This window comes from Variovorax sp. 20P10.2.4 (assembly GCF_058244205.1).
The window spans coordinates 1-18,890 of sequence record NZ_JBZAYE010000079.1 but is presented as its reverse complement, the minus strand read 5'-3'; the positions used below and the strand labels follow the sequence as shown (position 1 = coordinate 18,890).

Annotated in this window: 20 protein-coding genes and 1 pseudogene; 1 reads left to right on the top strand and 20 read right to left on the bottom strand. The window is 70.0% G+C overall.

All coding sequences use genetic code 11. From position 1 onward, the window contains the following. Window positions 1-176 precede the first annotated feature (176 nt). The 19 genes from AC27VN_RS10715 to AC27VN_RS10625 form a co-directional block, all read right to left on the bottom strand. A complete protein-coding gene (locus AC27VN_RS10715; protein WP_395349390.1) occupies window positions 177-1,154 on the bottom strand; it encodes a 2-dehydropantoate 2-reductase in 978 nt (325 codons plus the stop codon). Between the two features lie 26 nt (window positions 1,155-1,180). Further along, the gene (locus AC27VN_RS10710) at window positions 1,181-1,981 is read right to left on the bottom strand and encodes a class II aldolase/adducin family protein (protein WP_490876533.1); all 801 of its coding nucleotides are present in this window, start codon (window positions 1,979-1,981) and stop codon (window positions 1,181-1,183) included. An 18-nt stretch (window positions 1,982-1,999) separates the two neighbouring features. Further along, window positions 2,000-2,989, bottom strand: a complete 990-nt coding sequence (locus AC27VN_RS10705) for a Bug family tripartite tricarboxylate transporter substrate binding protein (RefSeq protein ID WP_208510155.1) — start codon at window positions 2,987-2,989, stop codon at window positions 2,000-2,002. 34 nt (window positions 2,990-3,023) lie between these two features. Further along, the gene (gene ilvD, locus AC27VN_RS10700; protein ID WP_490876532.1) at window positions 3,024-4,760 is read right to left on the bottom strand and encodes a dihydroxy-acid dehydratase; all 1,737 of its coding nucleotides are present in this window, start codon (window positions 4,758-4,760) and stop codon (window positions 3,024-3,026) included. A gap of 40 nt (window positions 4,761-4,800) precedes the next feature. After that, on the bottom strand, window positions 4,801-5,265 hold the full coding sequence (locus tag AC27VN_RS10695) for a nuclear transport factor 2 family protein (RefSeq protein ID WP_490876531.1): 465 nt from the start codon (window positions 5,263-5,265) through the stop codon (window positions 4,801-4,803). 19 nt (window positions 5,266-5,284) lie between these two features. Further along, on the bottom strand, window positions 5,285-6,115 hold the full coding sequence (gene hpaI, locus AC27VN_RS10690; protein WP_431511031.1) for a 4-hydroxy-2-oxoheptanedioate aldolase: 831 nt from the start codon (window positions 6,113-6,115) through the stop codon (window positions 5,285-5,287). A 17-nt stretch (window positions 6,116-6,132) separates the two neighbouring features. Then, window positions 6,133-6,936, bottom strand: coding sequence for a 2-oxo-hept-4-ene-1,7-dioate hydratase (hpaH, locus tag AC27VN_RS10685; RefSeq protein WP_203203728.1), 804 nt, complete (start codon window positions 6,934-6,936; stop codon window positions 6,133-6,135). Between the two features lie 16 nt (window positions 6,937-6,952). Then, on the bottom strand, window positions 6,953-7,360 hold the full coding sequence (locus tag AC27VN_RS10680) for a 5-carboxymethyl-2-hydroxymuconate Delta-isomerase (RefSeq protein ID WP_208510161.1): 408 nt from the start codon (window positions 7,358-7,360) through the stop codon (window positions 6,953-6,955). Between the two features lie 13 nt (window positions 7,361-7,373). Further along, on the bottom strand, window positions 7,374-8,201 hold the full coding sequence (locus tag AC27VN_RS10675) for a DODA-type extradiol aromatic ring-opening family dioxygenase (RefSeq protein ID WP_490876530.1): 828 nt from the start codon (window positions 8,199-8,201) through the stop codon (window positions 7,374-7,376). An 85-nt stretch (window positions 8,202-8,286) separates the two neighbouring features. Then, entirely contained in the window at window positions 8,287-8,622 is a 336-nt protein-coding gene (locus AC27VN_RS10670) for an aromatic ring-opening dioxygenase subunit LigA (protein ID WP_490876529.1), read from the bottom strand. A gap of 2 nt (window positions 8,623-8,624) precedes the next feature. After that, entirely contained in the window at window positions 8,625-9,599 is a 975-nt protein-coding gene (locus AC27VN_RS10665) for a tripartite tricarboxylate transporter substrate binding protein (RefSeq protein ID WP_093343984.1), read from the bottom strand. After that, the gene (gene hpaE / locus AC27VN_RS10660; RefSeq protein ID WP_490876528.1) at window positions 9,596-11,062 is read right to left on the bottom strand and encodes a 5-carboxymethyl-2-hydroxymuconate semialdehyde dehydrogenase; all 1,467 of its coding nucleotides are present in this window, start codon (window positions 11,060-11,062) and stop codon (window positions 9,596-9,598) included. Before hpaE ends, AC27VN_RS10665 begins: the two co-directional genes overlap by 4 nt. A 13-nt stretch (window positions 11,063-11,075) precedes the next feature. After that, window positions 11,076-12,059, bottom strand: a complete 984-nt coding sequence (locus tag AC27VN_RS10655; RefSeq protein WP_093343987.1) for a Bug family tripartite tricarboxylate transporter substrate binding protein — start codon at window positions 12,057-12,059, stop codon at window positions 11,076-11,078. 77 nt (window positions 12,060-12,136) lie between these two features. Beyond that, window positions 12,137-12,892 carry a fumarylacetoacetate hydrolase family protein gene (locus AC27VN_RS10650; protein WP_490876527.1) on the bottom strand — a complete coding sequence of 252 codons (756 nt, stop codon included), beginning with the start codon at window positions 12,890-12,892 and terminating at the stop codon, window positions 12,137-12,139. Then, window positions 12,889-13,545, bottom strand: coding sequence for a fumarylacetoacetate hydrolase family protein (locus tag AC27VN_RS10645; protein WP_490876526.1), 657 nt, complete (start codon window positions 13,543-13,545; stop codon window positions 12,889-12,891). Before AC27VN_RS10645 ends, AC27VN_RS10650 begins: the two co-directional genes overlap by 4 nt. Next, window positions 13,542-13,973 (bottom strand): homoprotocatechuate degradation operon regulator HpaR, encoded by a 432-nt coding sequence (gene hpaR / locus AC27VN_RS10640; protein WP_203203734.1) that lies wholly within the window; start codon window positions 13,971-13,973, stop codon window positions 13,542-13,544. Before hpaR ends, AC27VN_RS10645 begins: the two co-directional genes overlap by 4 nt. An 89-nt stretch (window positions 13,974-14,062) precedes the next feature. Continuing rightward, window positions 14,063-15,049 carry a Bug family tripartite tricarboxylate transporter substrate binding protein gene (locus AC27VN_RS10635; RefSeq protein ID WP_490876525.1) on the bottom strand — a complete coding sequence of 329 codons (987 nt, stop codon included), beginning with the start codon at window positions 15,047-15,049 and terminating at the stop codon, window positions 14,063-14,065. Continuing rightward, window positions 15,046-16,746 carry an FAD-dependent oxidoreductase gene (locus tag AC27VN_RS10630; RefSeq protein ID WP_490876534.1) on the bottom strand — a complete coding sequence of 567 codons (1,701 nt, stop codon included), beginning with the start codon at window positions 16,744-16,746 and terminating at the stop codon, window positions 15,046-15,048. Before AC27VN_RS10630 ends, AC27VN_RS10635 begins: the two co-directional genes overlap by 4 nt. Before the next feature lie 11 nt (window positions 16,747-16,757). Next, window positions 16,758-17,771 (bottom strand): tripartite tricarboxylate transporter substrate binding protein, encoded by a 1,014-nt coding sequence (locus AC27VN_RS10625; protein ID WP_490876524.1) that lies wholly within the window; start codon window positions 17,769-17,771, stop codon window positions 16,758-16,760. Window positions 17,772-17,871: 100 nt separating this feature from the next. Here AC27VN_RS10625 and AC27VN_RS10620 point away from each other — a divergent pair, with 100 nt between their 5' ends. Beyond that, window positions 17,872-18,768, top strand: coding sequence for a LysR family transcriptional regulator (locus AC27VN_RS10620; RefSeq protein ID WP_208508550.1), 897 nt, complete (start codon window positions 17,872-17,874; stop codon window positions 18,766-18,768). 13 nt (window positions 18,769-18,781) lie between these two features. Here AC27VN_RS10620 and AC27VN_RS10615 read toward each other — a convergent pair. After that, window positions 18,782-18,890 (bottom strand): annotated as a pseudogene (locus AC27VN_RS10615) (thiamine-phosphate kinase); the annotation flags it as partial.

Genomic DNA, 18,890 nt, shown 5'->3' with positions numbered 1-18,890 from the left:
CGCGCAGTACGCGCAGCGGGCGCGGCGCGCGAAGAGCGTGGAAGTGCTGCGGCTCGCGGGCGCGGGCCACAAGCTGCACGAATGGCTGCCCGCGCATCCGCGGGACCACGCGCGCGTGCTCGAGGCCGCGCTGCGCACGCTGGCGTAGCGCCAGGGCCAGCGCCGCTCGGTACAGCTCAGTACAGGCCGAGCTGCCGCGTCTTCAGGCGCGCCAGCCCCAGCAGCGCATCGGTGAACGGCGTCGCCACGGCGGTCAGTTCGCCGAGCTCGCGCACCACGGTCACGAGGGCGTCGAGCTCGACCGAGCGGCCGGCCTCCACGTCCTGCAGCATCGAGGTCTTGAAGGCGCCGAGCTTGCGCGTGACGGCATGGCGGTCTTCCGGGCTCTGCGCGATCTCGATGCCGATGCGGCGACCGATCTCCTTGGCCTCGAGCATCACGGCCGAGATGAAGCCGCGCACGTAGTCGTCGCCCATGATCAGGTCGGTGGTGGCACCGGTCAGCGCGCTGATCGGGTTCACCGTCATGTTGCCCCAGAGCTTGAACCAGACGTCGCGCTGGATCTGCGGCGACAGCGTGGTCTCGATGCCCGTGGCCTGCAGCAGCTCGACCAGCTTCTTCACGCGCGGCGTGGCCTCGCCCGAGGGCTCGCCCACGATCAGGCCGTTGCCGAAGTGATGCCGCACCACGCCGGGCGCGTCGAGCGAGCAGCTGCAGTGCACCACGCCGCCGATCACGTTGGCCGCGGGAATGGCACGCGCGATCGCGCCGTCGGGATCGACCGCGCCCAGGCGGTGGCCCGCGATGGGGCCGCCGAAGCCGCCCTCGAGGAACCACCAGGGCACGCCGTTCATCGCGGTCAGCACCAGGGTGTCGGCGCCGATCAGCGGCGCGATGCGCTCGGCCACGCCGGCCAGCGCCGGCGCCTTGACGGCGATCACCACCAGGTCCTGCACGCCGAGTTCCTCGGGGTCGGCCACCGCGTTGACCGGCACGCGCGTGCGCACGTCGCCGCGCATCAGCGAGAGGCCGTCGCGCCGCAGCGCTTCGAGCGTGGCGCCGCGCGCCACCACGTTGAGGCGCTGGCCCGCTTGCGCGAGGCCGACGCCGATCCATCCGCCGATCGCGCCGGCGCCGTAAATGCAGATCTTCATGGGTCGATCGTAGTGGTCAGTCGCGCTCAGGCGCGGTAGGAAGGATCGATGCGGTCGACCTGGCGCACCAGGGCATTGAACACGTCCTGGCCGGCGCCGTGCGCGGGGCTGAACTGCAGCGCGTCGCGCGTGCAGCGGCGCGCGATCTCCTCGCTCACGGGGATCGCGGCGCCCATCGAGAAGGTCGCCATCTGGATCTCGCAGGCGCGCTGCAGGGTCCAGAGGATCGCGAAGGTCTGCGGCAGGGTCTGGCCCCAGGCCAGCAGGCCGTGGTTGCGCAGGATCACGGCGTTGCGGTCGCCGATGCTCTGCAGCAGGCGCGGGCCCTCGTCGGCGTGGATGGTGATGCCCTCGAACTCGTGGTAGGCCACCATGCCGTGCAGCTGCGCGGTATAGAAGTTGGTCTGCTGCAGGCCGCCCTGCAGGCAGGCCACGGCCACGCCCGCGGTGGTGTGCGTGTGCATCACGCAGTGCGCGCCCTCGAGGCCGTCGTGGATCGCGGCATGCACCGTGAAGCCGGCCGGGTTGACCGGGAAGGTCGAGCCGTCGAGCACGCGACCCTGCAGGTCGATCTTCACCAGGTTGCTCGCCGTCACCTCGCTGTAGTGCAGGCCGAAGGGATTGATCAGGAACTGCTTCTCGCCACCGGTCACGCTGTCGGGCAGCCGCACCGTGATGTGGTTGTAGATCATCTCGGTCCAGCCCAGCATCGCGAAGATGCGGTAGCAGGCCGCGAGCTCCTCGCGCGCGGCGCGCTCGTCGGGATGGATCGAGGGATGGACCAGGGCCGACGCGGACGACGGCGTGGTGGTGGCGAGAGGGGTCATTGCAGTTCCTTCATACGGTTAGCCTTCAGCCGTGAAGCCGACTTCCTTGACGATCGGCGCCCACTTGGCGGTGTCTTTCTTCAACAGTTCGGTCAGCTCGGCGGGCGTGGAGGACATGGCTTCCAGGCCGAAGGTGCCGAGGCCGTCGACCACGTCCTTCTGCGCCAGCGCGTTCTTCATCGAGGCATTGAGCCTCGCGACCAGCTCGGGCGAGGCCTTGGCCGGCAGGAAGAAGGCGAACCACTCGCTGTGCGCCATGTCCTGGATGCCCTGCTCGCCGAAGGTCGGCACGTCGGGCGCGAAGCGGCTGCGCTTGGCGCCCGAGACGCCGAGGATGCGCACCTTGCCCGTGGGCAGGTGCTGCGTGATGTCGCCGATCGGGCCCGACACCGCCGAGATGTTGCCGCCCAGCAGGTCAAGCATGGCCGGCTGCGTGCCGCGGTAGGCCGCGTGCTTGAGCTCGACGCCGCCCTTCTTGCCGAGCAGCGCGCCGATGAAGTGCGGCGTGGAGCCGGCCGCCGGCGAGCCGTAGTTGGCGCCGGCCGGGTTGGCCTTGGCCCAGGCCAGGAACTCGGGCACGGTCTTCACGCTGGCCGGCACGGCCGGACCGACCGCGAAGCCGAAGTCGAAGATGCAGCCGATGGTCACGGGCGTGAGGTCGACCATCGGGTCGTACGGCAGCTTCTTGTAGATGTGCGGGTAGATCGTGAGGATCGAGGTCGGCGTCTGCAGGATCGTGGTGCCGTCGGCCGGCCGGCCCTTGACGTAGCCGACCGCGATCTGGCCGCCCGCGCCGGTGCGGTTCTCCACCACCGCCGCGCGCGCGTAGTCGGGGCTCAGCTTGGTCGCGACCCGGCGGCAGATGGTGTCCGAGGTGCCGCCGGCCGCGAAGCCGGTGACGATGGTCGCGGTTTCGATGCCGGCCTGCGCGAAGGCCCGTTGGCCGATGCCGGCAAGCAGCGCGGAGGCGCCGGTGGACTGCAGCAGCTGGCGGCGGGTGAAGCTCATGATGGTTCTGTCTCCGGGTAACGGTGGTTGGGGGTCAGGACTCGTCGCGCAGCCAGGTGACCGCGCCCGAATGGGTCACCGCGCCCTGGTGGGCAGGGCGCACGGTGAGCGCGTATTTTTCCAGCAAGCCACCGCGCGGGACCCCCGCGTTTACTCCACGTCCGGCGAGGCGCCGCGCGATCTCCTCGTCCGTCAGTTCCACCGAAATGGTGCGCGCCGCCGCGCGCGCGTCGATCGCGATCAGGTCGCCGTCGCGCAGCGCCGCGATCGGCCCGCCGTCGGCCGCCTCGGGCCCGGCATAGCCGATGCACAGGCCGCGCGTGGCGCCCGAGAAGCGCCCGTCGGTCAGCAGCGCCACCTTGTCGCCCATGCCCTGGCCGTAGAGCAGGGCGGTGATGCCCAGCATCTCGCGCATGCCGGGGCTGCCCCTGGGGCCCTCGTTGCGGATCACGATCACGTCGCCCGCCTCGTACAGCCGGTTCTGCACCGCCGTCTGCGCCTGCTCCTCCGAATCGAAGACGCGCGCCGGGCCGCGGTGCACCAGCGTCTGCAGGCCGGCGGTCTTGAGCAGCGCGCCGTCGGGGCAGAGGTTGCCCTTGAGCACCGCCAGCCCGCCGTCGCGCGTGATCGGGTTGCCGGCCTCGCGCACCACGCGGCCGTCGGGCGCCAGGGCGTCGGCCAGTTCCTCGGCCATGGTGCGGCCGGTGAAGGTGAGCACGTCGCCGTGCAGGAAGCCCTGCTCGAGCAGCGTGCGCAGGATCACGCCGGCGCCGCCGATGTAGAACACGTCGCGCGCGAGGTAGCGCCCGCCCGGGCGCAGGTCGGCGATGAGCGGCGTGCGCGCGAACACCTCGGCCACGTCGTCGAGGTGGAAGCGGATGCCGGCCTCGTGCGCGATCGCCGGCAGGTGCAGCGCGGCATTGGTCGAGCCGCCCGTGGCCGAGACCACGGCGCAGGCGTTCTCGAGCGCCTTGCGCGTGACGATCTCGCGCGGCAGCGGGCTGTCGCCCATCACCGCCTTCATCAGCGTCTTGGCGGCGCGGCGCATCAGCGGCGCACGCTCGCTGAACACCGCCGGCACCATGCTCGAGCCGATCGGTGCCAGGCCCAGCGCCTCCGACACCATGCCCATGGTGTTGGCCGTGAACTGCCCCGCGCAGGCGCCGGCCGTGGGCAGGCAGGCGCGGCTCATGGCGTCGAGCTCGTCATGCGTGGCCGTGCCGGCCAGCACCTTGCCGATGGTCTCGTAGGTGTCGACCACGTTGAGGTCGCGCCCGTCGGGCCCGGGCATCTGGCCCGGCAGCGCCGAGCCGCCGTGCACGAACACGCTCGGCACGTTGCAGCGCACCATGCCCATCATCAGGCCCGGCAGGTTCTTGTCGCAGGCGCCGATCGCGAAGATGCCGTCCCACTGGTGGCCGCGCACCGAGGCTTCCACGCTGTCGGCGATCAGCTCGCGCGAGATCAGCGAGAAGCGCATGCCCGAGTGCGCCATGGTCAGCCCGTCGCTGACCGACACCACCGGGCATTCGTGCGGCGTGCCGCCGCCTGCGTAGATGCCGGTCTTGGCATGCTGCGCCTGCTCGCGCAGGTTCAGGTTGCACGGGCTCATCTCGCCGCCGGTGTGGAACACGCCGACGTGCGGGCGCTCGATGTCCTCGTCGTCCTGGCCCAGCGCATGCAGGAAGCTGCGCGTGGTCGCGCGGATCGTGCCCTCGCGGATGGTGGCGGAACGGAAGCGCGGCGGCTTGGGATCGGTGGGCGTGGTCATCGGCTGGCGGCGGGCTGGCTCGGAAAGGAGAAGAAAAGGGTCAGAACATGCCGTTGCTGTTGGCGGCGGTCTCGGGCACCGGCTGGATCACGTCCCAGTGCTCGACGATCTTGCCGTTCTCGAGCTTGAAGATGTCGACGATCGCGTTGCCGCGCGTGCCCGGCTCGCGCACCGCGTGCACGTGCAGGATCACGTAGTCGCCCTCGGCGAAGCTGCGCTTGATCTCGCTTTTCGAGTTCGGGAATTTCTCGCGCAGGAAGGCGATGAACTTGCGGAAGCCCTCGGGGCCGTCGGCCGCGGTCGGGTTGTGCTGCACGTAGCGGTTGCCCACGTACTTGAGCGCGGCCTCGGCGTCCTTCTGGTTCAGGCCCTTCTCGTAGAAGGCCAGCACGGCCTGGCGGTTGGCTTCCTGTTGGGCGGCGGGGCCGGTGGCGGGCAGTTGGGCGCAGGCCGCGAGGCCCAGCACGGCGGCGGCGGCGAGGAACTTGAGGGCGAGGCGGCGCATGCGGACTCCTGTCGTTGCGTCAGTAGCTGCTGGGAGCGGGCGCGGCCGGGGCGGCACCGTTCTTGAACTTGGCGGCGAGCTGGCGCGCGGCCGCGGCCAGCACGATGGTGTCCACCCCCACGGCCACGAAGGTGGCACCGGCCGCGAGCCACTTGCGCGCCTGCTCCTCGGTGGTCGAGAGGATGCCCGCGGCCTTGCCGGCCTTCTGGATGCGCGCGACCGCGTCGGCGATCACCGCCTGCACCTCGGGATGGTTGGGCTGGCCCACGAAGCCCATCGAGGCCGACAGGTCGGCCGGGCCGATGAACACGCCGTCGACGCCGGGCGTGGCCGCGATCGCGTCGAGGTTCTTCATCGCCTCCACCGTCTCGGCCTGCACCAGCAGGCAGGTCTGGGCATTGGCCTCGTGCAGGTAGTTGGGATAGGCCTGCCAGCGCGAGGCCCGCGCGAGCGCGCTGCCCATGCCGCGGATGCCCTCGGGCGGATAGCGCATGCCCTGCACCATGCGCGCGGCCTGCTCGGCGGTGTCGACCATCGGCACCAGCAGCGTCTGCGCGCCGATGTCGAGGTACTGCTTGAGCAGCGTGGTGTCGCCCACGGGCACGCGCACGATCGGCTGCGGCCGGGTCGCGCCCTCGGGCAGCGCCGACCAGGCGCTCGAGATGCCCTGCAGCTGCGCGAGCACCGAGCGCACGTCGTTGGGCGCGTGTTCGCCGTCGACCAGCAGCCAGTCGTAGCCGGTGCCGGCCAGGATCTCGGCCGCGTAGCCGTCGGCCAGGCCGACCCACAGGCCGATCTGGGCGCGCTTCTCGGCCATGGCCTTCTTGAACAGGTTGATGGGGGTTTGCATGAGGTATTCCGAGGAGGTCAGACGAGGCGGAACGACACGGCGCCCAGCGGGCCGTAGTCGGCATGGAAGGTGTCGCCGGGCAGCGCGGTGGTCGGGCGCGTGAACGAGCCGCCGAGCACGACCTCGCCGGCTTCCAGGTGCTCGTCCCAGGGCGCGAGCTTGTTCGCGAGCCAGGCCACGCCGGTGGCCGGATGGTTGAGCACGGCCGCGGCCACGCCCGATTCCTCGATCACGCCGTTCTTGTAGAGCAGCGCGCTGACCCAGCGCAGGTCGACCGCGTCGGGCTTCACCGGGCGCCCGCCGATCACGATGCCGGCATTGGCCGCGTTGTCGGCGATGGTGTCGAAGACCTTGCGCGGCGCCTTGGTGTGGCGGTCGAACTGCTCGATGCGCGCATCGATGATCTCGATCGCCGGCACCACGTAGTCGGTGGCCGCGAGCACGTCGAAGATGGTCACGCCCGGGCCCTTGAGCGGCTTGCCGAGGATGAAGGCCAGCTCGACCTCGATGCGCGGCGCGATGAAGCGCGCGAAGGGGATGTCGGAGCCCTGCTCGAAGAACATGTCGTCGAGCAGCGTGCCGTAGTCGGGCTCGGTGATCTGGCTCGACTGCTGCATGGCGCGCGAGGTCAGGCCGATCTTGTGACCCTTGGCCACGCGGCCCTCGGCGATCTTCTGCTTGACCCATGCGCGCGAGATCGCATAGCCGTCCTCGATGGTCATCTCGGGAAAGCGCTTGGAGAAATGCTCGACCTGCACGCGCGAGCGTTCGCTCTCGTGCAGTTCGGCCGCGAGCCGGGCGATGGTGTCGGAAGAAAGCATGGCGGTGTGTGGGGGGTCAGCTCTTGTTGAACAGGGGATGCAGGTTGCTGTGCTTGCCGTCGTAGACCTGGCCGGGGCTCTCGTCGATCTGCAGCGTGATGCCGATGTGGCGTTGCGAGAAGACGGGCTCGAAGTGGCTTCGGACCCTGGCCAGCAACTCGTCGCCGGCCTTCTTCTTCACGGCCTCGGAGCGGCCCGCGGCCATGCGCAGGTTGAGGTAGACGAAGGCGTAGTCGGCCTGGCCGTCGGCCACCGCGTAGTGCGCGGCTGGATAGGCCAGCACGCGCGTGCCGCCGGTCGGGAACACCGGCTTGCCGGCTTCGTCGCGCTGTTCGAGCATGGTGTCGGCCAGCGTGCGGCACAGCGCCGACATATCGGTCTCGGCCTCGATGTTGGGCGTGTAGAGGATCACCAGGTGCGGCATGGTCGTGCTCCGTTCAAACCACCGACATCGTCGCGGCCGTGCAGGTCACCGCGAAGATCGGAATGGCCTTCATGTGGAAGATCTCCCCCTGGCCGCGCGCGGCCGCGGCCACGCTGAGGAAGGTGCGGATCTCGAAGCCGCCCTGGCCGGCTTCGCGGTAGGTCGCCTCGTCGCCGTAGTCGTCGAGCGACAGCAGCGCCTCGCGGTCGTTGGCGCACCAGCGGCGCATGAACTCGGCGTCCCACTCGGCATTGACCTTGCCCGAATCGGGCGTGGCCGGCCAGTGCGAGATGCCGCCGGTGCCCACCAGCGCGATGCGCTCGGGCACCTTGTCGCAGGCGCGGCGCAGCGCCTCGCCGAAGGCCCAGGCGCGGTGCAGCGGCGTGAGCGGCGGGCCCTGGCAGTTGATGTTGACGGGGATGACCTTGGTGTCGAAGTCCGGCGTGAGGAAGTTCAGCGGCACCATGATGCCGTGGTCGAACTTCCACTCCTCGGCATAGGCCACGTCCACCGTCTGCATCACCTCGCGGATCAGCCGCTGCGACAGCCCGGCATCGCCCGGGATGGTGTGCTTCTCGATGCCGAGCCACTTCGGATCCTCGATCGGGCCCTCGTAGCTGTCGGCCATGCCGATCGCATAGGCCGGCATGTTGTTCATGAAGAAGTTCGCGAAGTGCTCGGCCGCGATCACGATCACCGCGTCGGGCTTCGTCGCGCGCATGGCCTCGCCGAAGCGATGGAACTGCGCGTGGAACTCATCCTTCACCGCCGGGTCGGCGAGATGCGCGCGGCCGGTGATGCCGGGGGCGTGGCTGCACACGCCTGCGAATACGAGACTCATCTCGATGCCCGCCCGGCCGCCCGAAGGGCATCGAGCGCCCCCTCGGGGGGCAGCGAACCACACGAAGTGGGGAGCGTGGGGGTCTTCATATTCCTGCCACCTTTTCGTCTGTGCTTGTCGTCATTGCATAGATGCCGGCGCGCACCGGCCCGTACTTGCGCACGCCCTCGCGCATGGCCTCGAGGTAGTCGACCCACGGAATGCCCAGCAGTGGCGCGAAGTGCATCAGCAGCTGCCCGTTGCAGCCCAGCACGTAGAGCTTGCCGACGTCGCCGCCGTCGATGGCCTCGCGCTCCTCGTCGCTGAGGTCGTAGCCGCCGAGCAGCGCCTTGCGCGTGTCGCCGCCTTCGGCATAGCGCCGCTGCACCTCGGCATCGCGGTTGAGCGCGAACAGGAATTTCTGCATCGCATAGAGGCTCATGGTCAACCCTCGATCTGGATGTTGGCCTTGCGGATCACGTCGCCGTACTTCGCGATCTCGCTCTGGACGAAGACCGCGAAGCGCTCGGGCGAGCCCGACAGCGATGCGATGCCGCCCTTGCGGAAGGCCTCGGTCACCACCGGTCCCGCGAGCGCGCGGTTGACCTCGGCGTTCACGCGCTGCACCACGGCGTCGGGCGTGCCGGCGGGCGCCAGCAGGCCGTTCCACGAATTGGACTCGATCGCCACGCCCTGTTCGGCCAGTGTGGGAATGTTCGGCGCGTACTGCGAGCGCTGCGCGGTCGCCATGCCCAGCGCCACCAGCTTGCCGCCCTCGACGTGGCCGCGGAACTCGGGCCAGTTGCCGAACATCATCGTGACCTGGCCGCCGAGCAGGTCGGTCAGCGCCGGGCCCTGGCCCTTGTAGGGCACGTGCACGATGTCCAGGCCCATCTGCAGCTTGAGCATCTCGCCCGAGAGGTGGGCCGAGGTGCCGTTGCCGAAGGAGGCGAAGCTCAGCGTGCCGGGCCTGGCCTTGGCCTGGTCGCGCAGGTCGGCCAGCGTCTTGAGGCCGCTGCCCGGATGGGTGGCGAGCACATGCTCCGACATGCCCATCAGCGCGACCGGGCGCAGGTCCTTCAGCGTGTCGTAGGGCAGCTTGCGCACCAGCGTCTGGTTGGCCGCGAAGCTGTTGGCCACGCAGACGAAGCTGTAGCCGTCGGGCGCGGCCTTGGCGACCGTGTCGACGCCGATCACCGTGCCCGCGCCGGGCTTGTTCTCGATCACCACGGGCTGGCCCAAGGCCTTCGCGAGCTCGGTGCCGACCAGCCGCGCGACGAAGTCGGTGGTGCCGCCGGGCGGGAAGGGCACGACGATGCGCACTGGCCGGGCCGGCCACGCGGCCTGGGCGCGCGCCAGCATCGGCAGTGCCGCGAGCGCGGCCGTGCCTTGCAGCAGCGTGCGGCGACCCAGGCTCATGCCACGCCCCAATGCGGAATGTGGTGCGAGCCCATCGACACCGCCACGTTCTTCGGTTCGCAGAACACCTCGTAGCTCCAGGTACCGCCTTCGCGGCCGGTGCCCGAGGCCTTGGTGCCGCCGAAGGGCTGGCGCAAGTCTCTGACGTTCTGGCTGTTGACGAAGCACATGCCGGCCTCCACGGCCGCGGCCACGCGGTGCGCCTTGCCGATGTTCTCGGTCCAGACGTAGCTCGACAGGCCGTACTGGATGTCGTTGGCGAGCTCGATGGCATGCGCCTCGTCGCGGAACGGGATCAGGCAGGCGACGGGGCCGAAGATCTCGTCCTGCGCGATCTTCATGCGGTTGTCGACGTCGGCGAACACCGTGGGCATCACGTAGTTGCCCTTCTTCACGCGGTCGGGCAGGTTGCTCGGTGCTTCGAGGCCGCCGCACAGCAGCGTGGCGCCTTCCTTCGGGCCGAGCTCGATGTAGCTGCGCACCTTGGCCAGGTGGGCCTGCGAGATCATCGGGCCGACGATGGTCTTCTCGTCGAGCGGATCGCCCACCGTGATGCGCCTGGCGCGCTCGGCGAACCTGGCGGCGAAGTCGGCGTAGATCGACTGCTGCACCAGGATGCGCGAGCCGGCGGTGCAGCGCTCGCCGTTGTTGCTGAAGATCATGAACACGGCCGCGTCGAGCGCGCGGTCGAGGTCGGCGTCGTCGAAGATCACGAACGGGCTCTTGCCGCCGAGCTCCATGCTGAACTTCTTGAGGCCCGCGCTCTTCACGATGCGGTTGCCGGTGGCGGTGGAGCCGGTGAACGAGATCGCGCGCACGTCGGGGTGCGCCACCAGCGGCTCGCCCGCTTCCTTGCCGTAGCCGTGCACCAGGTTCAGCACGCCGGGCGGAATGCCGGCCTCGAGCGCCAGCTCGCCGAGGCGCGCGGCCGACAGCGGCGACAGCTCGCTCATCTTCAGCACGGCCGTGTTGCCGAAGGCCAGGCAGGGCGCGACCTTCCAGGTGGCGGTCATGAAGGGCACGTTCCACGGGCTGATCAGCGCGCACACGCCGACCGGGTGGAACAGCGTGTAGTTCAGGTGCGTGGGCGTGGGATAGGTGTGGCCGTCGACGCGCGTGCACATCTCGGCGAAGTAGTAGAAGTTGTCGGCCGCGCGCGGCACCAGCTGCTTGCCGGTCTGCGCGATGACCTGGCCGCAGTCGTTGGTCTCGGTCTGCGCGATCTCGGGCACGTTCTTCGCGATCAGGTCGCCGAGCTTGCGGATCAGCTTCGCGCGCTCGGGCGCGGGCATGCCGGCCCACTTGGGAAAGGCTTCCTTGGCGGCGGCCACGGCCGCGTTCACCTCGGCCTCGCCGCCGGAGGCGACTTCGGCCAGCACTTCCTGCGTGGCGGGGTTGACGGTCTCGAAGTAGTCCGAGCCCTTGACGGACTTGCCGCCGATGAGATGGTCGATCTGTTGCATGAGGAAATCCGGTTCAGTCCAGTTTGATGTCGCGTGCCTTGATCAAGGCATGCCATTTCTTGCGCTCCGCATCGGTGTAGCGCGTCATTTCGGTGGCGTCGGCGGGGCGGGCCTCCCAGCCGGCGTCGTAGAGCTTCTGGCGCACGCCGGCATCGGCCATGGCCTTCTGCAACTCGGTGCCGAGCTTGGCCTGCACCTCCTTGGGCGTGGCCGCGGGCGTGACCAGGCCCTGCCAGGTGTAGGCCTCGACGTTGGCGAAGCCCAGTTCCCTGGCGGTGGGAATGTTCGGCAGCTGCGGCACGCGCTCGGCCGACATGGCGAGCAGCGGCACCACCTTGCCGGCCTTGACCGCGCTCACGCCGCTGGGCAGGTCGAGCATCATCAGCGCGACCTGGCCGCCCATCAGGTCCTGCAGCGCGGGCGCGCCGCCCTTGTAGGGCACGTGCAGCATCGACACGCCGGCTTCGCGCTGGAACAGTTCGTAGGCGAGGTGGTGCGGACTGCCGGTGCCCGGCGTCGCGATGCTGTACTTGCCGGGCGAGGCCTTGAGCGCGGCCAGCAGCGCCTTCGCGTCGGCGATGCCGGCATTGGGCGCGGCCGTGATGATCAGCGGCGAGCGGCCCATCATGCCGACCAGCGCGAAGTCCTTCTCGGCGTCGTAGGGCAGCTTCTTGTAGAGCGCGGGGTTGTAGACCAGCACGCCGTTGTCGGCCGAGAACACGGTGTAGCCGTCGCCGGCCGAGCGCGCCACGTTCTCCGACGCGATGATCGCGCCGGCGCCGGGCCGGTTGTCGACCAGCACCGGCTGGCCCAGCTGCTGCGACACCTGCGCGCCCACGGTGCGCGCGAGGAAGTCGGTGCCGCCGCCGGCCGGATAGCCGACCACCCAGCGCACCGGCTTGGCGGGATAGGCGGTCTGCGCGACGGCGAGGGCCGAGACGGCCAGTGCCATCGTTGCGGCCGCCACGGATTGGAGGAGCTTCTTGCCGGTGATCATGTCGTGTCGTCTCCGCTGATCTCTTGTGTGTACGAAGGAAAAAGGAAAGCGCGCCGTGCGGGCGCGCGGGAAGGAAATCAGGCCGCCGCCGCGATGGTGTTGACCAGCGCGCCGATGCCCTCGATCTCGGTCACGACCTCGTCGCCGGGCTGGCAGTCGACCACGCCGTCGGGCGTGCCCGTGAGGATCAGGTCGCCCGGCGACAGCGTCATGAAGCGGCTGAAGTACTCGATCAGGAAGGGTGCGTCGAAGATCATGTCGCGCGTGTTGCCCTGCTGCGTGACCTGGCCGTTGACCGTGGTGCGCAGCGCGAGCGCCATCGGATCGGCCACGTCCTTCGCATCGACCAGCCAGGGGCCGATCGGCGTGCAGGTGTCGCGGTTCTTCACGCGCAGGTTGGGGCGGTACCAGTTCTCGAGGTAGTCGCGGATCGCGTAGTCGTTGGCCACGGTGTAGCCGCCGATGAAGTCGTAGGCGTCGTCGCGCTTCACGTGGCGCGCGGTCTTGCCGATCACGATCGCGAGCTCGCACTCGTAGTGCATGAACTGCACGCCGGCCGGGCGGAAGGTCTTCTGGCGGTGGCCGATCAGCGCGCTCTGGCCCTTGACGAAGACCAGCGGCTCCTCGGGCGCCTTGAACTCGAGTTCCTTCGCATGGTCGGCGTAGTTGAGGCCGAGCGCGAGGATGGTGCGCGGGCGCGGCGTGGGCGCAAGCGGCGGCAGCCAGTCGACGGCATCGAAGCCGACCGCGCGGCCATCGGCCAGCCGCAGCGCGCCGTCATGTTCGACGGCCTCGTGCACGGCGTTCTCGTAGCGGATGCGTGCGTGCTTCATGCGGCGGCTCCCTTTTCTTCTGCAACCAGGGTGTTGGTGAGCGTCTCGAAGCCCGGCGCCGAGATCTCGATGCGGTCGCCCACGCGTGCCAGCGGCCGGCCCGCGCCGCAGCCGAGCATCAGCACGTCGCCGTGCGCCAGCGTCATGAATTCGCCGACCTCGGCCAGCAGCTGGCGCGCGGGGCGCACCAGCGTGGAGAAGTCCAGCGTCTGCTGAAGCTCGCCGTTGATGCGCACCTCGACGCGGAACGCCGCGGGATCGTCCACCTCCTGCGCGTCGCGCAGCGCGGGGCCGATGCCGAGGAAGCCGTCGAGGCACTTGAACTTGACCGGCGGGCGGAAGAAGCTCGCATGCGGCACCGACAGGTCGTTCATCGGCACGAAGCCTTCGATGTCGCCATCGGCGCCGACCACCATGCCGATGCTCGCGCCCACCTCGACCTCGGGCACGTTCGCCGGCACCGGAATCGCGGCGCCATGCGGGCTCCAGGTGTTGGCGGTCTTGACGTAGAGCACCGGCGCCTTGGGCGGCGCCTTGTAGGGCGGGGCGCTCATCTGCGGCGCGAGCGCCTCCACCTCGGCGCGGAAGTTGAGCAGCGTGCCGTAGACGGTGCCGGCGGGAAGGAAATGGGAAGGTGAAGAAGGGGGGCTCATGGCTGTTCCAGTGCGATCAGTTCGTCGAGCAGCTCGTAGAGCTGGCCGAGCTTGTCCTTGCCCAGGGATTGCTCCATCCACTGGTAGTGCGCCTCGATGCTCGAGGACAGCTTGGTGACCAGCTTCATGCCGCGCGGCGTGGCCTCGACCACGGTGCGGCGCTGGTCGGCCGGGTCGCGGCTGCGCGTGATCAGGTCGTCGCGCTCCATGCGTGCGAGCACGCCCGTGAGGCTGGGCCCGAGGATGAAGGCCTCGCGCGCCACGCGGCCGGTTTCGACCGCGCCGTGTTCGCCGAGCACGCGCAGCACGCGCCACTGCTGGTCCGACAGCGCATGCACGCGCAGGCTGGGCCGGGTGTGGGCCATGACGGCTTCGCGCGCCTGCAGCAGCAGGCGCGGAAGGTTGCGGTGGGTGAAGGCAGTGCTCATGTCGATCGATTTATTTAACATGTTAAATGATCGGCAAAAAAACACGGCTACGGGATAACCCTGGCCCGCGCGGGCCAGGGTGGCTTGCGTCAATCGACGGTCGCGCCCGAGGCGCGGATCACCTGCCCCCAGCGTTCCGATTCGCTGCGGATGTAGGCCGCGAGCTGCGCGGGCGTGCTCGAGCCGGGCTCGAAGCCGTCGTTCTCTAGCTTCTGGCGCAACGCGGGCTGGGCGATCACCTTCGCGATCTCCTGGCTCAGCCGCTCGACCACCGGCGCCGGCGTGCCCGCGGGCGCGACGATGCTCTGCCAGGCCACGGCCTCGAAATCGGCGGTGCCCGGCAGCCGCGACTCGGCCACGGTCGGCACGTCGGGGAAGGTGGGCTGGCGCTTCTTCGAGGTCACGGCCAGCGCGCGCAGCTTGCCGCTGCGCACATGCTGCAGCGCCGGCGCGATGTCGGTGAACATCAGCTGCAGCTGGCCGCCGAGCAGGTCGGTGAGCGCGAGCGCGCTGCCCTTGTAGGGCACGTGCGTCATCGCGGTGCCGGTGGCGAACTTGAACATCTCCGCGCCCAGGTGCTGCGGGCTGCCGTTGCCGGCCGAGCCGTAGCTCAGGCCCTCTGGTTTGGACTTGGCGAGCGCCACCAATTCGGCCAGCGTGCGCGCGGGCACCGAGGGATGCACCACCACCATCAGCGGCACCGCGCCGATCAGGCCCACGGGCGCGAAGTCCTTGGCCGGGTCGTACGAGAGCTTCTTGTAGAGCCAGGGATTGATCGCGAGCGTGGTGCTGGTGGCCACCAGCAGGGTCGAGCCGTCGGGCGCCGAGCGCGCCACCTGCGAGGCGCCGATGGCGGTGCCCGCGCCGGGCTTGTTGTCGACGATCACGGTGCGGCCGAGCGCCGTGCCGAGCTGCTGCGCGATCAGCCGGCCGAGCATGTCGGTGGTGCCGCCGGGCGCGTAGGGCACGACGATGGTGATGGGCTTGTCGTTCTGCGCCAGCGCGGTGAGCGGACCGGCGGCGCAGGCGGCGGCGGACAGGGCACCGAGCTGGCGCAGGGCGTGGCGGCGATTCATGCGGATGTCTCTCTTTCTTCGTTGGATTCGGAAGCAGCGGCTGGCGTGGCGCCGCGCAGCAGGTCGACCAGCGCCTCGGGATCGGCCGGCACGGCATCGCCGCGCCAGGCCACGTGCTGGTCGGCGCGGCACAGCACCAGCCGGTGCGCGTAGGCCGGCGGCACCACGGCGGCATCGATGTCGAGCACCGTGAGCGGCATGCGGTAGGTGTCGGCCGCGCGTTCCAGCGCGCGCACGTCGGCGCTGCGGTCGAAGCGCAGCAGCGTGTAGCCCGGGCCGAAGGCGTCGTACAGCGAGCGGCCGTCGGCCAGCCAGAAGTGCGGCGCGCGGCAGCCCGGCACGGTCGAGGCCGTGAAGGCGCCCATCGAATAGACCGGCGGCACATGCTCGCCGTCGGGCACGATGATCGGCGAGCCGGTGTAGAAGTAGCCGAAGTTCAGGCCCGCGCAGCAGAACTGCTGCACGTTGAGCTCGTAGGCCTCCTGCCCGATGTCGGCGCGCAGCGCGTCGCCCTCGGGGCCGGGTGCCTCGATGTTCGGTGGCACCGCGCGGCGCGCGCGGATCATCTTCTGCGCATGGTCCATCGCGAACTGCGAGACCTGCTCGGTGATCGGCAGCCGTTCGGCCTCGTAGGCGTCGAGGATGCCCTCGTCGGCCCAGCCCTGCACGCAGGCCGCGAGCAGCCACGAGAGGTTGAGCGCATCGGCGATGCCGGCGTTCATGCCGTAGCCCGCGTAGGGCACCCACAGGTGGGCGGCGTCGCCCGCGAGGAACACGCGGCCGTTGCGGAAGCGGTCGGCCACCAGGCGGCGGCCCACCCAGTCCTCCTTGCTGAGGATCTCGTATTCGAAATCGGGACCGACGCCGAGGATCTCGCGCAGCGAGCGGTCGCGGTCCACCGAATCGAACTCGGGCTCCTCGGCGTTGAGGTGGTTGTGGACCAGCCAGGTCTCGTGGCCGTCGATGGCGAACATGGTGCCGCAGCGGCGCGGGTTCATCGCGTAGTAGGACCACGCGGGCTTGCCCGGGATCAGCGCGCGCAGGCCGGGCGCGCGGATGCAGGTCGACTGCACGCGCTGGATCACCGCCGTGCCCTCGAGCTTCGCGCCCATCTGCTTGCGCACCGCCGAGCTGCCGCCGTCGCAGCCCACCATGTAGCGCCCGCGCAGGCTGCGCGTCACGCCGCTGTCGAGGTCGGTGGCGATCGCCGTCACGCCTTCGGCGTCCTGCGTGAAGCCGCCGACCTGCGTGCGGTTGAGCAGGGTCACGCCCGGCAGCGCGGCCGTGTGGCGTAGCAGGATCGGCTCGAGGTAGATCTGGTTGATGCGGTGCGGCGGCTCGGGCGTGGGCCACCAGGCGTCGGGGCCCTCGGTCTCGGTGTAGCGGTCGCGCCGGCAGGGAATCGGGATGCGCGCGAGCTCGATGCCGGTCACGCTGGTGCGGAACACCACGTCGTTCGGATGGTCGGCCGGCAGGCCCGCGTCGCGCAGCTTCTGCGCCACGCCCAGGCGGCGGAACTGCTCCATGGTGCGCGACGCCACATGGTTGCATTTCACGTTCGGCGGCTCGGCGAAGGCGCGCGTCTCGCAGACGATCGTGCTGACGCCGCGCGAGGCCAGGTCCATCGCGAGCGAGAGGCCCACCGGGCCGGCGCCGACGATCAGCACGTCGGCCTGGAGATCGAGGTCGTTCTTCATGCGCACGGGGTCTATTCGAGCTTGATGTTGGCGGTGCGGATCACCTGCGCCCACTTGCGGGTCTCCGCGCGGATGTAGGCATCGAAGGCCTCGCTCGACCCCGGCGCGGGTTCCACGCCGAGGTTGCGCATCGCGGCCTTGATCTGTTCGTTGCCGAGTGCCGCGTTGATCTCGGCATTGAGCCGCGCGACCACCGGCGCCGGCGTGGCCGCGGGCGCCACCACGCCGAACCAGCCGGTCGAGTCGTAGCCGGGCAGGCCGGCCTCGGCCACCGTCGGCACCTCGGGCAGCATCGGCAGCCGCGCGGGGCTGGTGACGGCGAAGGCGAGCAGCTTGCCGGCCTTGATTTGCTGCAGCGCCGAGGGCAGGTCGACCACCGCGAGCGGCACCTGTCCCGCGAGCGCGTCGAGCGCGGCCGGCCCCGAGCCGCGGTAGGGCACCTCGACCAGCTTGACCTCGGCCATCTGCGCGAACAGCGCGGCCGACAGGTGCATCGCCGTGCCATTGCCGCCATGGCCGATCGACAGCCCGCCGGGCTGCGTCTTCGCGAGCGCGATCAGCTCGCGCTGGTTGCGCGCCGCGATCGAGGGATGGCCCACGATCACGAACGGGATCGCGGCCAGCATGCCCACGGGCTTGAAGTCCTTCAGCGGATCGAAGGGCATCTGCGCATAGAGGCTCGCGTTGGCCGCGAGCGCGCCCGCCGCGCCCACGCCCAGCGTGTAGCCGTCGCCCGGTGCCTTGGCCACCAGCGTGAGTCCGACGTTGCCGCCCGCTCCGGGCCGGTTGTCGACCACCACCGGCTGGCCCAGCTTCTCGTTGAGCCGCGGCACCAGCATGCGCACCACCGCATCGGCGCTGCCGCCGGGCGGGAAGGTCACGACCACGCGGATCGGCTTGTCGGGAAAGGCGCCCGCGGCGGGTGCCTGCGCGAAGGCGGGTCCGCCGGACAGCGCGGCGGCCGCGGCCAGCAGCAATTGCCTGCGCAGCGGTTGTGTCGCGCCGCGGGCGATCGTTGCGGTCATCGGTACTCCTTGAATGTTCATGTCTGTTCTGCGTCCGATTGAACGATGGGCGGATTCATTCGTAAATCAAGAAATTCAGAACCAAATATCATGTTTCCTGATGAAAGCGAACTTCAGTCCTACGATCCGCCAGCTGCGCGCCTTCCTCGCCGTCTACCAGCTGCGGCAGCTCAGCGCCGCGGCGCAGCGGCTGTTCGTCACGCAGTCGGCCGTGAGCATGCTGCTGCGCCAGCTCGAGGACGGATTGGGCACGCGGCTGTTCGACCGCACCACGCGCTCGCTCAAGCCGACGGCCGCCGCGCAGGAGATGCTGCCCGCGGCCGAACGCATCCTGCGCGACGTCGATGCGCTCGCGGCCGGCTTTCGCGACCTCGCCACGCTCGAGCGCGGCCGCGTCTCGATCGCGATCACGCCGACGCTGGCCTCGTTCCTGCTGCCCGAGGCGATCGGCTTGTTCCAGCAGCAGCATCCCAAGGTGCGCGTGGTGGTCAGCGACTGCGCGCCCGACCAGTTCATCGCGCGCATCCTCGGCGAGCACGTGGACTTCGGCATCGGCACGCCCGAGCGGCCCGGCGCCGAGGTCGAGACGCAGCGCCTCTTGCGCGACCATCTCGCGCTGGTGTGCCGCAGCGACCATCCGCTGGCGCAGGCGCGCGTGGTGCGCTGGACCGACCTCGGCCGCCATCCGGTGATCACGGTGCGGCCCGGCTATGGCGTGCGCCCGTTGATCGACGGCACCGCCAGCGATGCGGGCGTGGCGCTCGAGGTCGCGCACGAGGTGTCCTTTCTCTCGACCGCGCTGTGGATGACCGCCTGCGGCATGGGCCCGTCGATCATGCCCTCGGCCTTCGCGCGCGCGGCCGGCGATCCCTCGCTGGTCATCAAGCTGCTGAGCGCGCCGCGCGTCTCGCGCGACATCTCGGTGGTCACCAAGCGCGGCCACACGCTGTCGGAGGCGGCGCGCCAGTTCATCGACGTGCTCAAGCGCACGCTGTGAGGCGGACTGGCGTTCAGGCGAAGTGATCGAAGGAGCCGAAGCGCTGCGCCACCGGCGCGCCCGCGGCATCGACGAAGCGCAGGCCGCTCTCGGCATCGATGCGCCCGATGCGCGTGACCGGC

Excerpts from the sequence above, each read along its gene's own strand:
- AC27VN_RS10715 (WP_395349390.1), bottom strand. The coding sequence starts at position 1,154 with ATGAAGATCTGCATTTACGGCGCCGGCGCGATCGGCGGATGGATCGGC.
- AC27VN_RS10710 (WP_490876533.1), bottom strand. The coding sequence starts at position 1,981 with ATGACCCCTCTCGCCACCACCACGCCGTCGTCCGCGTCGGCCCTGGTC.
- AC27VN_RS10705 (WP_208510155.1), bottom strand. The coding sequence starts at position 2,989 with ATGAGCTTCACCCGCCGCCAGCTGCTGCAGTCCACCGGCGCCTCCGCG.
- ilvD (WP_490876532.1), bottom strand. The coding sequence starts at position 4,760 with ATGACCACGCCCACCGATCCCAAGCCGCCGCGCTTCCGTTCCGCCACC.
- AC27VN_RS10695 (WP_490876531.1), bottom strand. The coding sequence starts at position 5,265 with ATGCGCCGCCTCGCCCTCAAGTTCCTCGCCGCCGCCGCCGTGCTGGGC.
- hpaI (WP_431511031.1), bottom strand. The coding sequence starts at position 6,115 with ATGCAAACCCCCATCAACCTGTTCAAGAAGGCCATGGCCGAGAAGCGC.
- hpaH (WP_203203728.1), bottom strand. The coding sequence starts at position 6,936 with ATGCTTTCTTCCGACACCATCGCCCGGCTCGCGGCCGAACTGCACGAG.
- AC27VN_RS10680 (WP_208510161.1), bottom strand. The coding sequence starts at position 7,360 with ATGCCGCACCTGGTGATCCTCTACACGCCCAACATCGAGGCCGAGACC.
- AC27VN_RS10675 (WP_490876530.1), bottom strand. The coding sequence starts at position 8,201 with ATGAGTCTCGTATTCGCAGGCGTGTGCAGCCACGCCCCCGGCATCACC.
- AC27VN_RS10670 (WP_490876529.1), bottom strand. The coding sequence starts at position 8,622 with ATGAGCCTCTATGCGATGCAGAAATTCCTGTTCGCGCTCAACCGCGAT.
- AC27VN_RS10665 (WP_093343984.1), bottom strand. The coding sequence starts at position 9,599 with ATGAGCCTGGGTCGCCGCACGCTGCTGCAAGGCACGGCCGCGCTCGCG.
- hpaE (WP_490876528.1), bottom strand. The coding sequence starts at position 11,062 with ATGCAACAGATCGACCATCTCATCGGCGGCAAGTCCGTCAAGGGCTCG.
- AC27VN_RS10655 (WP_093343987.1), bottom strand. The coding sequence starts at position 12,059 with ATGATCACCGGCAAGAAGCTCCTCCAATCCGTGGCGGCCGCAACGATG.
- AC27VN_RS10650 (WP_490876527.1), bottom strand. The coding sequence starts at position 12,892 with ATGAAGCACGCACGCATCCGCTACGAGAACGCCGTGCACGAGGCCGTC.
- AC27VN_RS10645 (WP_490876526.1), bottom strand. The coding sequence starts at position 13,545 with ATGAGCCCCCCTTCTTCACCTTCCCATTTCCTTCCCGCCGGCACCGTC.
- hpaR (WP_203203734.1), bottom strand. The coding sequence starts at position 13,973 with ATGAGCACTGCCTTCACCCACCGCAACCTTCCGCGCCTGCTGCTGCAG.
- AC27VN_RS10635 (WP_490876525.1), bottom strand. The coding sequence starts at position 15,049 with ATGAATCGCCGCCACGCCCTGCGCCAGCTCGGTGCCCTGTCCGCCGCC.
- AC27VN_RS10630 (WP_490876534.1), bottom strand. The coding sequence starts at position 16,746 with ATGAAGAACGACCTCGATCTCCAGGCCGACGTGCTGATCGTCGGCGCC.
- AC27VN_RS10625 (WP_490876524.1), bottom strand. The coding sequence starts at position 17,771 with ATGACCGCAACGATCGCCCGCGGCGCGACACAACCGCTGCGCAGGCAA.
- AC27VN_RS10620 (WP_208508550.1), top strand. The coding sequence starts at position 17,872 with ATGAAAGCGAACTTCAGTCCTACGATCCGCCAGCTGCGCGCCTTCCTC.